This window comes from Pectobacterium sp. CHL-2024 (genome assembly GCF_044751765.1).
Lineage (GTDB): Bacteria > Pseudomonadota > Gammaproteobacteria > Enterobacterales > Enterobacteriaceae > Pectobacterium > Pectobacterium brasiliense.
In genome coordinates, this window is sequence record NZ_JBIXKO010000017.1 from 1 (window position 1) to 14,312 (window position 14,312).

The window sequence follows — 14,312 nt, forward strand, 5'->3', positions numbered from 1 at the left end:
GATTTGACACTCATACTCTGGCACATCTGATGCCGTTAAGATGGAGCGTCCATCTCATTATCCATGGCGCAAACGCTTTACTCTTCTATTCCGTTACTCCCGTTTTCATTCGGCAAATAGGTTGTCAACGATCTGAAGGCGCGGATTCCGCGCCTTTTTCGTAATGATTTTCTTATCTGTCGTTACCGCTTCGGTCCTGCTTTGACCAGCGCTGCGCCTGCCGGCGCATCGGTGTACTTATCGAAGTTGGTGATAAAGCGCTGTGCCAAATCGTCCGCTTTTTCCTGCCATTGTTCGACGCTGGCATAGGTATCACGCGGGTCGAGAATGTCAGGATTGACGCCAGGCAGCGAGGTCGGAATCGCCAAATCGAAGACAGGCAGCGTCTGCATTTCTGCATCATCAATACTGCCGTTCAGAATGGCATCAATAATCCCGCGCGTATCCTTAATGGAGATACGTTTGCCGCTGCCGTTCCAGCCCGTGTTCACCAGATAGGCCTGTGCGCCAGCCGCCTTCATGCGTTTCACCAGCACTTCAGCGTACTGCGTCGGGTGCAGCATCAGGAAGGCTGCACCGAAGCAGGCGGAGAAGGTCGGTGTCGGTTCCGTCACGCCGCGCTCGGTTCCTGCCAGTTTGGCGGTAAAGCCGGACAGGAAGTGATACTGCGTTTGATCGGACGTCAGGCGAGAAACTGGTGGCAACACGCCGAACGCGTCCGCCGTCAGGAAGATCACTTTCGTTGCATGGCCCGCTTTGGAGACCGGTTTAACGATATTCTGAATGTGGTAGATCGGATAGGAGACGCGGGTGTTCTCGGTTTTGGAACCGTCGTTGAAGTCCACTGTGCCGTCTGCCAGCACGGTGACGTTCTCCAGCAGCGCATCGCGTTTGATGGCACCGTAGATATCCGGCTCTGCTTCCTTAGACAGCTTGATGGTTTTGGCATAGCAGCCGCCTTCAAAGTTGAAGACGCCGTCGTCGTCCCAGCCGTGCTCGTCATCGCCAATCAGCTGGCGTTTCGGATCGGTGGACAGCGTGGTTTTGCCCGTACCGGACAGGCCAAAGAAGACCGCCACATCACCTTTTTCGCCGACGTTTGCCGAACAGTGCATGGAAGCGATGCCTTTCAGCGGCAGCAGGTAGTTCATGATGGAGAACATCCCTTTCTTCATTTCGCCGCCGTACCAGGTGCCGCCAATCAGCTGGATGCGTTCTGTCAGGTTGAACGCGACAAAGTTTTCGGAGTTCAGCCCCTGTTCCTGCCAGTTAGGGTTGGTGCATTTTGCGCCGTTCATCACGATGAAATCCGGCTCAAAGCCTTCCAGTTCTTCATCACTCGGGCGGATAAACATGTTTTTGACGAAATGCGCCTGCCACGCCACTTCCGTGACGAAGCGTACGCTGAGACGGCTGTCTGGGTTAGCACCGCAGAAGGCATCGATGATGAACAACCGCTTGCCGGACAGCTGTGTCGTGACCAGTTGCTTCAGGTGTGTCCAGGTTTCCTGGCTCAGCGGGTGGTTATCGTTCTTACCTTTGCCTTGATCGGACCACCACACGGTGTCGCGTGTGACGTCATCGCGCACGATGTATTTGTCTTTCGGGGAACGGCCGGTAAAGATGCCGGTATCGACGGCTACCGCACCCAGTTGGGTTTCGATGCCGCGTTCATAGCCTTGTAGGGTAGGGGAGCGTTCTTCTTCAAAAAGCAGTTCATAGCTGGGATTGTAGACAATATCGCGGACATCGTGGATTCCATAAGCCGTCAGGGCTTGCGGGGTAAGACCGTTGATCAGCATGTTGCTACTCCTCAAGTTATAGTCGTACTACTAAACATTGTAGGGAGTGAGCTTATTTTAACCGCGATAGCAATCATAAAATTAAATAAATTCATTAATAACTTTGCTTATTTAGGGTGTTTGAAAAATAATCACGTCGGTTGACAGATGGGAAAATAAGCAAAATAAAACGGGTACTGTCGTACCCGTTAAAAAGATTAATGCAACAGATTTCCTGATGAATCCTGCCGTATGGCGCGGATGTCCAGCGAATTAAACAGGTAGTGCGTACCGCAATAATCACAGTGCATATCGATTTCACCGTCCTGCTCGATCATCTCGTTCACTTCCTGATCGGACAGCGTCATTAATGCATCTGCGCAACGATCGCGCGAACAGTGACAGCGGAACTCGACATCCTGCGGCTCATACACGGTGACTTCTTCCTGATGATAAAGGCGGTACAGCACCTCGGTAGCAGGCAGGGTAAACAGCTCGTCGGCTTTAACCGTCGTGGTGAGCTGTGCCAGATGATCAAAATCATTACGGTCGGCATCCTGTGCGGGCAACACCTGAAGCAGCATGCCTGCGGCTGCCTGCTTCCCGTCGTGTTGACCAGTGCGGATAAACAGCCGTGTCGGCAACTGTTCGGACTGCTGGAAATAGCTCTCCAGACATTCGGCCACGGTTTCACCTTCTAAACCGACGACGCCCTGATAACGCTCGCCATCAGTCGGCGTAATGGTAATGACCAGATAGCCATTGCCGACCATTTCTTTCAGCGAACTCCCCGGAGCGATATCCCCTTGCAGACGGGCAACGCCGCGCATCTGCTGCTGGTGATTACCATTAATCACCGCCAGTTTCAGTGGGCCATCGCCCTGAAGCTGAACGGTAATATCGCCGCTGAATTTCAGCGTGGCCGTTAACAGGCTGGTGGCAACCAGCATTTCACCTAGTAGCGTTTGTACCGCAGCTGGGTAGTCGTGGTTGGTCAAAATACGTTGATACGTTTCGTTAACTGTCACCAACTCGCCACGAACGGCATAATTTTCAAACAGATAACGATGTAGTTGGTCATGAGCCATAATATTTTCTCGTCGTTGTGCGGAGATGAGTCGTGCGGCGATGAGTGGTGCGGCAATCGCTGGGTCTTCTCTCTATTGTCAGCAGTTTGATGACCAACAAATGAAGAGCGGAGCGTTATTCCTGATCGCTGTATTTAAATTTAATCAGATCGCGTCGCTCTTTTTTATCAGGGCGGCGATCGGGGTGTGGCATCGTCAGCGCATTCATTTTCCGCGCCTGTGCCAGCTTTTCTCGTTTCTCAATGCTTGCGGCTGTTTCCTGATACAGCGCCTGCGCCTCTGTCGCGCTTCTGCGCTGGCCGCTGACGGCTAAAATGACCACGGTGCGTTCATCATTGCCCTGACGCAGTTTGATCTCGGCATTCAGTTCGACCTGTTTGCTCGGCTTACCGCGTTGCCCGTTATAGTGCACTTTGCCGCCGTCGATCATTTCGCGAGCTATCGCCCGGGTTTTATAGAAACGGGCGGCCCAAAGCCATTTGTCCAGACGAACGGCGTCGTCGGCCTGTTCGGTAGCTTTCACCATAAATCCCCCTGATTACCCTAATGCCGATCGTTTAAGGATCGCGTTACTGGGGGCGACCACGGCGCGAGGCATCCCTGCGGGAACCTCATCTCCGTGTTTCCCCCTCAGGCCACCTGCATTACCCTGCGTTAACGGAGTGGCGCAGGGCTGGTAGCAGCGCAAGGTAGTCGTTCATTGACGGATGTTGCAGGAATGCCTTTTCCTGCTGGCCGGAATCGGGATTACGCACGCCCAGACAGTAATGGATACCGAACGTTTTCGCGGCATCCAGAATCGGTTCGCTGTCATCCACGAATAACGTTCTGGCGGGGTTGAAGCCAGTCTGCTGCTGTACGGCCTGCCACAAGCGCTGATTCTCTTTCGGATACCCATAAGTATGGGTGGAAAGTAATAAATCAAGGTGCTGATCCAGCCCGGTGTGTTCGATTTTTACCGCCAGACTGTGTGGATGGGCGTTGGTCAGCAGAATCGTCTCTTTACCGCATTCGCGCAGCGCCGCTAAAAACGGCGTCGTGTCATCGCGCAATCGGGCTCGCGTGCCGATATCCGTCGTCATTTGATAGATATCCAGATCGAGACGTTCTGACCAGTAATCGAAACAGTACCAGTTTAGCGTGTGCTGAACGGCCCGGTATTCCTGTTCGATAAGCTGGTGCGCCTGTTCAAGGCTGATGCGACGTTTTTCACTGAGCGACTGCGGCACCAGTTGAAGCCAGAAATAGCTGTCAAACGCCAGATCGAGCAGCGTGCCATCCATATCCAGTATCACGGTGTCGATGTCGTGCCAGTTAACGTGGGGATTCATAACGACTCCAGATGTCGCGTCGTGCTATAGGGGTGATGCAGCAGAAGACGCGCAATGCAATTGTGACAAGAGTGACGGCCGCTAGGTTAGCATAACCACAGAGCGGGCACGATGCCGTTAGCGGGGAAGCTGTGGGCGATTGTCCGGGAACGAATTCGTCATCATATTGAACCGTGAGGCGTAATAGCGCTGAATATCGGTCACTCGCTTCTGGCTTTTACGCATCTTAATCCCGGTCAAAACCGCATTAACGATAAACGTTGCAGAAAAGAGCAGCAGCAGCAGACACGTGCCGAGATAGCGCCAGACGGTAATCACGTCAGGTTCGCTGTGCAGGTTGATGTGCTGGGTTCCGTTGGCATCGGTATTCAGCTGCGTGATCACACCCGTGGCATTAAACGGTGTATGCAACAGCATCGCGGAAAGCCGCTGGAGTTCCTGCCACTGGTCCGATGGACGATATTCATTCAGCGGCATCGGAGGAAGCGGATGGTTAACGAACTGTCGGCCTTCGTCGCTGCGAATCAGGAATCCACCGGGCGGCGGACTGTTCAGTGAATCTGCCGCGTTATTGATTTCCTGATAAAAGAATTGATCGGTAGAACTGTTGACCAAGGATTCCAGCGTTTCTGCGCTGACGGCAGGCAGCACCACATTCATACCCTTCAGCGTGCCGGAGTTGGCGTCTTTTACCAGCGTATTCCAGTTTTTGACGTCGCTCAGATTCACCAGCGCATTTTTCAGGCGGGAGCAATCGTTTTCCTGTTTACACAAATCTTGTGTTCTCAGAACAACTTCAGCGAAGTTTTTCATCAGAATCAGCCCTGATTTCTGGATCGTAGACGCTAACTGAGAGTTAACCTGCCCTTCTTTTTCCGCTTGCGGATGGAGCTGGCTGTTGACGGATTTCAGTAAGGCAGAGGCTTTTTCAATCGTCTCGGATTCCGGTAATGGCAGCGGCGCCGCTTTATTCCAGTAAATAGCGGAGCAGTCAAAAGGGCTGAACGCATAGGAAGACGGTGCGGAAACGGGATGAATGCCTGCGGGCACATAGCACATGCCGTTGCCACGTACCGCCAGCGTGTCGCCAATGCGGAGCTGAGTGGTTTCCAGATCGCTGACCTGCGTGACCTGAATGCGCTGCGCACCTTGAAGCCAGGCTAGACTGAGCTTGAGCGGCAGTTCAAGCTGTACGTTAGTGACGAGCAAAATCAGGCTGAGCAGTGAACCAGCGGCCAGCAGCAGATTCCTGCCCCAGCGCTGTAGTGGGAAATGTTTCACTTCATCATGCAGCGACAGGTGCTCTCCCTGACGGATCACCTGTCGGTTGAGATAGATATCGACATCTGTTTTTCGCCCGAGATCCTGCGTGATATAGGGCTGCCAGTGAGGCGGGTAAATCAGATCGATATTACCGAGCGAGATATTACCGAGTGGCCCCTGATTGGATTCGCCAAACAGACCCAAGCCTTGCGGCGTGCCGTGAAGGCAGTGCACATCGCGCAGCTCCTGAGCGGACGGCGAGCGGAAAAGCTGCCACAGGCTCCAGCCTGCTAATAATGATGCGGTACCGATCAGCCAGGGGAGCAGGGCGATAGGGCTATTCAGACTGATGAACAAAAGCAGAAAAGACACGCAGAGCACGGCGGTTTCCTTCAAGCCCCCAGAGTGGTGCATGGCGTGTTCTTCACGTGTTTCCTTACGGATAGTGACCAACTCGGCATGCTCACTCCCTTCCTGGCGGATGGAGGCGTTCGGGACAGGGACTTCGCTCGGCAGTGGGGCGAGTGGACGATCGTCGAGACACTCGGTTAGTGAGTGTCCGTTCAAGGAAATAACCAGCGGGATCGAGCGCGTCTTAATCAGCTCGACGGTGTTATTTTCGGTAATGAACGGTTCCCAACTGGGCGGCAGATGGACTTCTTGCGTATCAATATAGTAGCGCCACTTATTCTGAGCATCAGTGCTCAGGCCATAGCGTGTAATCGTATGGGTGATGGGGTAAACCCGATTACTTTGCAGGGAACGCGGCAGTTTTGGCTGCTCGTTGGGCGTATCAAGCGGCGTGGTTTGCTGGCTGTTTTCCTGAGCCAGATAACGCTCAATCGCGATCCGTTCGTCTTCAGTTAACCGTCGGGGAAGCGATTGCGAAACGGGTAACGGCGGAGCTGAGAAGAAACGGTGTCGCATACGGTAGGCGATAAGACCTCCGACAGCGATCAGACAGGCAAGCAATATCGCCAATAGGGTAAATATTGTGCTCATCTCATCTCCATTCCAAAACGCGATGCTCCTTGTTCTCGTCGGAGTTTAACAAAATTATACAATCGATGATAACCCGTATGGCATTGTTTTCTTAGATTAATAACGTAATTGTGAATGGAATTAATCGCATAAGGTGATGATAGTAACAAGCAAAAAACGCCTCTTGAATGAGGATATTCCTATTTTTTTTAAGTTATTGACTTTTTCTGGTGGTTTCTCATACAGGATGTATCCTTCATGTTGCCCACACGTAAATTCATCGTCACGATAGTTGCAGCGAAGGTGACTGTTAACGCACAATGTGAACAGAATCAAAAAAGCATATTTACGATCTCTTCTTATTCAACAGCATGGCATATTCAGGCTGCGATAAACGCAGTCTCTCATGCGCGTTGGGCTAAGGTGCCGTTCTGGTCGTAACTCTCTGGGGGGCATCAATGAGTCATAACCTGAAAAAACCTAAAATCCTCAAGGTAGAAACGGTAGCGCATTCGCGCCTGTTCAATGTGGAATCCGTCGATCTTGAATTTAGCAACGGGGTACGTCGGGTTTATGAACGGATGCGCCCAAGTGGCCGACAGGCGGTGATGATTGTCCCGATCATTGATGATGAACTGCTGTTGATCCGTGAATACGCCGTCGGCATTGAAGAATACGAACTGGGCTTTCCCAAAGGGCTGATCGATCCCGGCGAAACGGTTTTCGAAGCCGCTAACCGCGAGCTAATGGAAGAAGTCGGTTTTGGAGCGGAAAAGCTGGAGTTGCTGGCGACGTTAACGATGGCCCCCTCCTATTTTTCCAGCCAGATGAATATCGTTGTGGCGCGTGGGCTGTATCCGCAGAGTCTGGAAGGCGATGAGCCGGAGCCGATGCCGCAAGTCCGCTGGCCGATAGATAACATGATGTCGTTGCTGCAAGAGCCTGATTTCCGCGAAGCGCGTAATGTCAGCGCGCTGTTTCTGGCCCACGACTGGCTGCGCCGCACACCTCGCTAATTTCCTGTGACATAACGGAGAGCGTACGTCTTTTCCGGTGAGGTTGGTCACACATCCTTTTTTCATTCGTTGTCGTGACAGGTGCAGGCGTCTATAACGTCTGCACAGGGCGTGACTGATAAATGAAGGCGAACCTGCCGTGGATAGCAAAACCTGCTATTCACGGCGGGTTTTTTTGTTTTTCAGCCCTGATAAATGTGTAAAACAACACCGACGAAAGAAGGAGATAAGATGAACATACCTAAGGGGATCATACGTGCGCCGTTGATGTTACTGGCGCTGGTGAGCACGCTGCTATTGCCTGCACTGGGGCAGGCGGCGGAAGCTGTGCCGGAGAAAACCCGAATACTTATCCTGACGGACATTGGCAATGAGCCGGATGATTCGCAGTCTTTGGTTCGTTTCCTGCTCTACAGTAATGAATTCGATGTTGAGGGAATTGTGGCAACCACCTCAACCTGGCTGAGGGATAAGGTCAACCCAGAGATGATCATGCAGCGCCTTGATGCGTACGAAAAGGTGTTGCCTAACCTGCGCCAGCATGCGTCCGGTTACCCGTCTGCGGAGGAGTTGCGTCAGGTTGTCAGATCTGGCCGTGCCGGATTTGGCATGGACGTCGTGGGTGAGAATAACGCGACGGAGGCCTCTCGGTTGATTATTCAGGCGGTGGACAAACAGGATGCGCGCCCGCTGTGGATCACGGTATGGGGCGGTGCGGTAGATTTAGCGCAGGCTCTCCATGACGTACGCGCTACCCGCACGCCGGATCAGGTAGCAACGTTTGTCAGTAAGATTCGCGTGTACGCGATCTCCGATCAGGATAATACCGGTGCCTGGATTCGGGCGAATTTCCCGACGCTGCGTTACATCACCAGTATCCACGCCTGGAATGATTACTTTATCTCCACCTGGATTGGCATGTCCTCGTCGTTTGCCGAAGGTAGCGACATGAGTCAGGTGAATAACGAATGGCTGAGCAAACATATCCGTAGCAAAGGCCCGCTCGGTGCGGTCTATCCTGCGATTGAATATACGATGGAAGGTGACACGCCTTCATTCCTCTACCTGATCCAAAACGGGCTTGGCGATCCAGAACACGCGGAATACGGCAGTTGGGGAGGACGCTATGCGCCCATCGTACCGGGCGACGCCAGCGGGCTGCGTGTCAGCACCTCCGATCAGGTCATGAGTAAAAATGGCAAAATGTACCGTACCGCATCGGCCACGATCTGGCGCTGGCGTGACGCATTCCAGAATGATTTTGCCGCCCGTATGGACTGGACGCTGCCGAAGGAGAGTAGCAAGGCTAACCATAATCCTGACCTTGTACTGAATGGCCAGGCTGGGCGTTCTATTGTGACGTTTAGTGTGAAATCGGGTGAGACGGTGACGCTGTCCGCCGATGGTTCGCACGACCGCGATGGCGCCAAGGTGAATTATACCTGGTGGCAATATAAGGAACCCACGGCCACCGCGATAGGCGTACATTTTGCACCAGAGGTGAAGTTGGCCAACGAGTCAGGCATGCAAACGCAGTTTGTCGCCCCAGACGTTAAAGTACCGACGCCTTTCCATATCATTTTGCAGGCGAAAGATGAGGGAACGCCGAACCTGTTTTCCTATCGTCGGGCGATTGTCACCGTGATGCCGAAGTGATGTGCTGTGAAAGGCTAAGAGATTGATTGCTGACAGCGCCACAAACAGGCAATCGCGCTGAGCGCGCCATAAAAAATGGCCTTCCGTCAGGAAGGCCATCAATAATGTGATGCCGGATATTAGAAAAGTTCTTCGCTTTGTCCGTTATCCATCAACGTGGTGCCGACTTCATGCACTTCGTATTCTTTCGGCTGCGTTCCATCAATGAAGTACTCGGAACGGCTATTCCCGCCACCGTTGGACAGCTTGCCGCTGCTGCGGTCAATGACCACACTGACGATGCCAGGCGGCGGCGTCAGCGGTTGCTCCGGTACGCCATCCAGCGCGGCTTTCATGAAATCATCCCACGCAGGCTGTGCTGATTTCGCACCGCCTTCATAACCGGAGATCTGATCTTTGATGACGCCAGATGCGCTGCTGGCACCCAGATCGCGACGGTGATCGTCGAAGCCAATCCAGACTGAGGTCACCAGATTCGGGCCATAGCCGGAGAACCAGGCATCCTTGGAACTGTTCGTGGTACCGGTTTTACCGCCGATATCACGACGTTTCAAATCACGGCCCGCACGCCAGCCCGTTCCCATCCAGCCCGGTTCGCCGAAGACGTTGCTGTTCAGCGCGTCTTTAATCAGGAACGCCAACGGCGTGTTGATCACGTGCGGTGCATAAGGCTGTGCAGCGCTTTGCTGTGCGGCTTCTGGCGTAACAGGTTCCAGTTCCGGCTGTGGCAGGCCTACCGGCGGCGCTTCGTTTGATGTGGCAACATCTTCAACGTTAGTGGTCGCTAACACTGGAGAACGTGGCGTTTCACCGTAAACCAGCGGTAGGTTACAGGTATCACAGACCACTTTCGGCGTCGCGGTAAACACCGTACCACCTGCTTCGCTCTCTATCTTACTAATCAGATAAGGGTCGACCAGATAGCCGCCGTTTGCCATGACGGCATAGCCACGTACGACCTGTAGCGGCGTAAATGAGGCGGCACCCAGTGCCAGCGATTCGGTATGGACGATATTCTGCGCCGGGAAACCGAAGCGTTGCAGGTAATCCGCGGCATAGTCCACGCCCATCGCACGCATGGCACGCACCATCACCACGTTTTTGGATTGACCCAGCCCCTGACGCAAACGGATCGGACCATCGTAGGTTGCCGGTGAGTTTTTCGGCCGCCAGTCAGAGCCTGCACCGGCATCCCAACGGGTGATCGGTACGTCGTTCAGAATCGTTGCCAGCGTTAAACCTTTGTCCATCGCAGCGGTATACAGGAACGGTTTGATGTTGGAACCAATCTGACGCAGTGCCTGCGTCGCACGGTTGAATTTGCTTTGGTTAAAGTCAAAACCGCCAACCAGCGCTTCAATCGCCCCGTTTTTCGGGTTAAGCGAGACGATGGCAGAGTTGACGTCCGGCACCTGTGCCAGCCACCAGTCATCATTCACTTTACGCACCCAGACCTGCTGACCTGCCTGTACCACGTCCGTGACGCGCTTCGGTGTTGGCCCTTGCTGCGTATCGGAACGGTATGCACGTGCCCAGCGCATGCCCGCCATCGGCAGGGCAATGTTGCTGCCGTCAGACAGGATCGCAATCGCGTTGTCAGCCGTAGTGCTGGTGACGATGGCCGGATAGAGCGGGCCGTAGACCGGCAACGCTTTCAGGGCGGCAATCATCTTCGCCTGATCCCAGACGCCTTCGCCTACCTTCCAGAGCACTTTGCTCGGGCCGCGGTAACCGTGGCGCATGTCATAGGCGAGGATGTTATTACGCAGCGCATCCTGTGCGGCGGTTTGCAATTTTTTGGTGACCGTCGTGTAGACCTTATAACCGTCGTTATAAGCATCTTCGCCGTAGCGTTTGACCATCTCCTGTCGTGCCATTTCTGCGACATACGGGGCGGAGAACGAAATATCCGGTGCGTGATAATTCGCGACCAGCTTTTCGTTACGTGCCGCATCGTATTGCGACTGCGTGATGTAGTTTTCATCCTTCATACGTGCAAGGACGACGTTGCGACGGGCAACGGCACGGTCGTAGGAATAGAGCGGGTTGAACGTCGATGGTGCCTTCGGCAGACCGGCGATCATCGCCATTTCGCTCAGCGTCAACTGGTCAACAGGGCGGCCAAAGTAAACCTGTGCCGCCGCGCCAACGCCATAAGCGCGATAGCCGAGGTAAATCTTGTTCAGATAAAGCTCAAGGATTTCATCCTTGGTCAGCAACTGCTCAATACGGATAGCCAGAAACACTTCCTTGATCTTACGAATCAGGGTGCGTTCCGGGCTCAGGAAGAAGTTCCTGGCGAGCTGTTGCGTAATGGTACTCGCCCCTTGAGAGGCGTGACCCGATGTGAGTGCGATAGACGCGGCGCGGATGATCCCGACGGGATCGACACCGTGGTGATCATAGAAGCGGCTGTCTTCGGTCGCGATGAAAGCGTGTACCAACTCCGGGGGAACCTGATCCAGCTTGAGTGGGATACGGCGTTTTTCACCAAACTGAGCGATCAGTTCGCCATCGGCGCTGTAAACCTGCATAGGCGTTTGCAGCCGAACGTCTTTCAGCGTGGCGACATCGGGCAGTTGGGGTTCGATATAACGGTATAAACCGTATATCGAGGCAGCTCCCAGCAGAATGCAAGAGACTGCAAGGATGAGTAGATACTTTACGAACTTCACCTGGGATTTTCCATTCAGTAGCGTTTGGACAGTTTATAAACAACCGGGCGCTAGTATAAAGGTAAGCCAGCACTGTGGATATGTTTATTGGATAAGGAAATCGGGTTGAACATGGGTTATCACATCTGGCGGGTTGGCGTTGATATACAAAACGGCTTCATGCGTGCGCTGGCGGTTCAGCGCCGCCGCGATGGCTGGCAGCTTCGTCACTGGTGGCAATATCCGCTACCAGACGACACCTTGCGCACGGGTAGTCTACACCATACTGAGGCACTTTGTGAGGCCTTGCGAACATGGCGTCGTTTACTGCCTGGACACATTTCGCTACGGGTAGGGTTCCCTGCTCAGTTGATTTTACAGCAGCATTTACCGATGCCCGACCCGCGTTTACAGGAGCCGGAGCGTAGTCTCTACATCGAAACTATGGCGGCTCGTAAGCTACCGATCAGCAGCGAATCGCTGGCGATAGACTATCGAGAAGATCCGCAGATGCGGGGTTCGCTGCTGGTGACGGCCGCGCGCCGACAGGAGGTCGATAACTGGCTGGCATGCCTGAATAGCGCGGGGCTACACCCCGATGTGCTTGAGGTTTCAACCTGTGCGCTTCGGGCGATGGCGCAGCGGGCCGGGCTTGAAACTCACCGTCTGTTGCTGCATCGCTTGTTGGATGGCTGGCTGTGGGTTTCCCCGTTGAACCATGCTTTTCACTCGGGCGTGATACTCCTTGATGAGCTGAATGGCGAGGCTGATATCTTATCGGTTGTAAGCACTCGCTATCAGAATGATGTCGATGACATAGCCTATTACTCTAGCGTCTCGCCCGATTTACCCAGCCAACAGACCGACGTATTACAGCCGTGGTCGCCGTTAACGGTGTTTAACCATATGCAGCCGCCGCTGCCGAGTTGCCCCTCGGCTTTTGCGATTGCGGGTGGATTGGCATTGCGTCCTGAGGATGCCTGACTATGTTGCTGATTAATCTTTTACCCTGGCGCAACACTCGGATGCGTCAGCGGGCACGTCGTTGGTTAGGGCTGCTGTGGCTACAGACGGGGTTGATGCTATGCCTTATTGCGGCGAGCTATCTGCTTTGGCAAAACAGACAGCAACGCGCGCAGGATGAACTCAATGCGGTGCTGGCTCAACAGCAGCAACTGACGGTGCAGTATCAACAAACGCATCAGGCGCGAGAAGCGCTGCGTCGCTATCTGGAACAGGAGCGTGTCGAGACGATAGTCCAGCACGACAATCGTCGTAACCTCCATCTGTTAGATCAGCTTGCTGGCATGGTTCCCGCGCGTCTGTGGCTGACGGAAATTGCTGACCGCGGATCGCATCTGCTGCTGTCCGGTGTAAGTGAAAACTATCACGATATCATTACGCTACAGCACGCGTTATCACGTCATGTTTCCGTCGAGCGTGTGCAGTTGCTGCATACGTCCCGAGAGCGTGGTGTGAATACCCCGTTGCGCTTTTCCTTTCAGACCAACTGGCGCGATACGGGTGTTTCCTTACCGGGGGAAGACCATGATTAATCAAGCGATCGTGACTGCCGTCGTACTTAATCGGCCTGGGCTAGTGAATAAACCGCTTTGGCAGCAGCTAGCGCTTCAATTGGCGTTTGTCGCTGCTGCTGGGCTGTTAGCAGGCTGGTTCCTCATCGGTGAAGTACGGCAGGCGGTGATTGGCATAGAAGAGCAAACTGTTCAGGCGCGTCTGGATATAGGGGAACTCCAGCAAAAGCTCGATGCGATGCCGCTGCTCTCGGTGCTACGCACGCAATTAGCGGAGAAAACCGCGCAAGACGATCCCTTTCAGCCTGACAGGCTGGCACAGCTTATCGTTGAGCCGCTGTCGCTGGCGGGGGCGTCGCTTCTATCCTGGCAGCCTGCTCCGCCTCATGCGGGAGCACCCCATCAGGAACGTTGGCAATTGGCATTTAGCGCGAATTACACGGGCGTATTGCAGGTGCTTCGTGCGCTGACGGCATTACCTTATGTGCTGCGAATAACGCAACTGACCGTAAAGCCTGATGGCGCTCCAGCGGAGCAGTCAACAGAAATACCACGGTTGCAGGTTGAGCTATCGCTAATCAGGCCGGAGATGTCGCCATGAGCCACATAACACGTTGTATCGCATTGATATTGCTCTTACCCCATAGCGTGCAAGCGGAAAATCACGCAGAACGTATCGACCCTTTCCAGCCTCTGGCTGCTTCACGCTGTCTGCCCTCAGCGACACTGCCAGCGTGGCAGCTAAAAGGCGTGATTGGTTCTGGCGACCGTTGGACTGGCTGGTTAGCGCAGCCGGAGGCTGGTTGGCTCAGGCTGACACGCGGCGAGACGATCCCTCCGGGGAATTGGGTGGTCAGTCAACTGGATAAATCAGGGGCCAAACTTGTCCCGATAGCGCATGAGGCAGGCTGTGACGGTCTGCCAGAGAATCTGCTGCTGATTTCTCCGTTTATCACTAAGCCAATGGAATAGATGCAGTCTGCCTGACGTACGTATTTTGAACGCCG

Annotated in this window: 12 protein-coding genes; 6 read left to right on the forward strand and 6 right to left on the reverse strand. The window is 53.9% G+C overall.

The window, feature by feature from the left end; genetic code table 11:
• Positions 1-182: 182 nt before the first annotated feature.
• The 5 genes from pckA to ACIPUG_RS18335 form a co-directional block, all read right to left on the reverse strand.
• The gene (gene pckA, locus ACIPUG_RS18315) at positions 183-1,802 is read right to left on the reverse strand and encodes a phosphoenolpyruvate carboxykinase (ATP) (RefSeq protein WP_400339606.1); all 1,620 of its coding nucleotides are present in this window, start codon (positions 1,800-1,802) and stop codon (positions 183-185) included.
• A gap of 197 nt (positions 1,803-1,999) precedes the next feature.
• Complete coding sequence (hslO, locus tag ACIPUG_RS18320; RefSeq protein WP_010277708.1) at positions 2,000-2,869, reverse strand: Hsp33 family molecular chaperone HslO; 870 nt, start codon at positions 2,867-2,869, stop codon at positions 2,000-2,002.
• Positions 2,870-2,984: 115 nt separating this feature from the next.
• The gene (gene hslR / locus ACIPUG_RS18325) at positions 2,985-3,395 is read right to left on the reverse strand and encodes a ribosome-associated heat shock protein Hsp15 (protein ID WP_010277707.1); all 411 of its coding nucleotides are present in this window, start codon (positions 3,393-3,395) and stop codon (positions 2,985-2,987) included.
• A 118-nt stretch (positions 3,396-3,513) separates the two neighbouring features.
• Positions 3,514-4,200, reverse strand: a complete 687-nt coding sequence (yrfG, locus tag ACIPUG_RS18330; protein WP_130633989.1) for a GMP/IMP nucleotidase — start codon at positions 4,198-4,200, stop codon at positions 3,514-3,516.
• A gap of 117 nt (positions 4,201-4,317) precedes the next feature.
• Positions 4,318-6,465 (reverse strand): intracellular growth attenuator family protein, encoded by a 2,148-nt coding sequence (locus tag ACIPUG_RS18335; RefSeq protein ID WP_400339609.1) that lies wholly within the window; start codon positions 6,463-6,465, stop codon positions 4,318-4,320.
• A gap of 437 nt (positions 6,466-6,902) precedes the next feature.
• On the opposite strand from ACIPUG_RS18335, the gene nudE reads away from it, so the two are divergent.
• Both nudE and ACIPUG_RS18345 read left to right on the forward strand, forming a co-directional pair.
• Complete coding sequence (gene nudE, locus ACIPUG_RS18340; protein ID WP_014916864.1) at positions 6,903-7,460, forward strand: ADP compounds hydrolase NudE; 558 nt, start codon at positions 6,903-6,905, stop codon at positions 7,458-7,460.
• Between the two features lie 231 nt (positions 7,461-7,691).
• Positions 7,692-9,116: a nucleoside hydrolase-like domain-containing protein gene (locus tag ACIPUG_RS18345; protein ID WP_400339612.1), complete on the forward strand. Its 1,425-nt coding sequence runs from the start codon at positions 7,692-7,694 to the stop codon at positions 9,114-9,116.
• A 119-nt stretch (positions 9,117-9,235) separates the two neighbouring features.
• On the opposite strand, the gene mrcA is transcribed toward ACIPUG_RS18345, so the two are convergent.
• Positions 9,236-11,791 carry a peptidoglycan glycosyltransferase/peptidoglycan DD-transpeptidase MrcA gene (mrcA, locus tag ACIPUG_RS18350; protein WP_039529891.1) on the reverse strand — a complete coding sequence of 852 codons (2,556 nt, stop codon included), beginning with the start codon at positions 11,789-11,791 and terminating at the stop codon, positions 9,236-9,238.
• 111 nt (positions 11,792-11,902) lie between these two features.
• Here mrcA and pilM point away from each other — a divergent pair, with 111 nt between their 5' ends.
• The 4 genes from pilM to ACIPUG_RS18370 are packed head-to-tail and all read left to right on the forward strand — an operon-like array spanning position 11,903 to position 14,277.
• Positions 11,903-12,754, forward strand: coding sequence for a type IV pilus biogenesis protein PilM (gene pilM / locus ACIPUG_RS18355; protein ID WP_400339658.1), 852 nt, complete (start codon positions 11,903-11,905; stop codon positions 12,752-12,754).
• Between the two features lie 2 nt (positions 12,755-12,756).
• The gene (locus tag ACIPUG_RS18360; RefSeq protein WP_400339615.1) at positions 12,757-13,326 is read left to right on the forward strand and encodes a PilN domain-containing protein; all 570 of its coding nucleotides are present in this window, start codon (positions 12,757-12,759) and stop codon (positions 13,324-13,326) included.
• A complete protein-coding gene (locus ACIPUG_RS18365) occupies positions 13,319-13,906 on the forward strand; it encodes a hypothetical protein (protein ID WP_400339618.1) in 588 nt (195 codons plus the stop codon). The genes ACIPUG_RS18360 and ACIPUG_RS18365 overlap by 8 nt, the downstream gene beginning before the upstream one ends.
• Positions 13,903-14,277, forward strand: coding sequence for a HofP DNA utilization family protein (locus ACIPUG_RS18370; RefSeq protein WP_400339619.1), 375 nt, complete (start codon positions 13,903-13,905; stop codon positions 14,275-14,277). Before ACIPUG_RS18365 ends, ACIPUG_RS18370 begins: the two co-directional genes overlap by 4 nt.
• Positions 14,278-14,312: the final 35 nt, after the last annotated feature.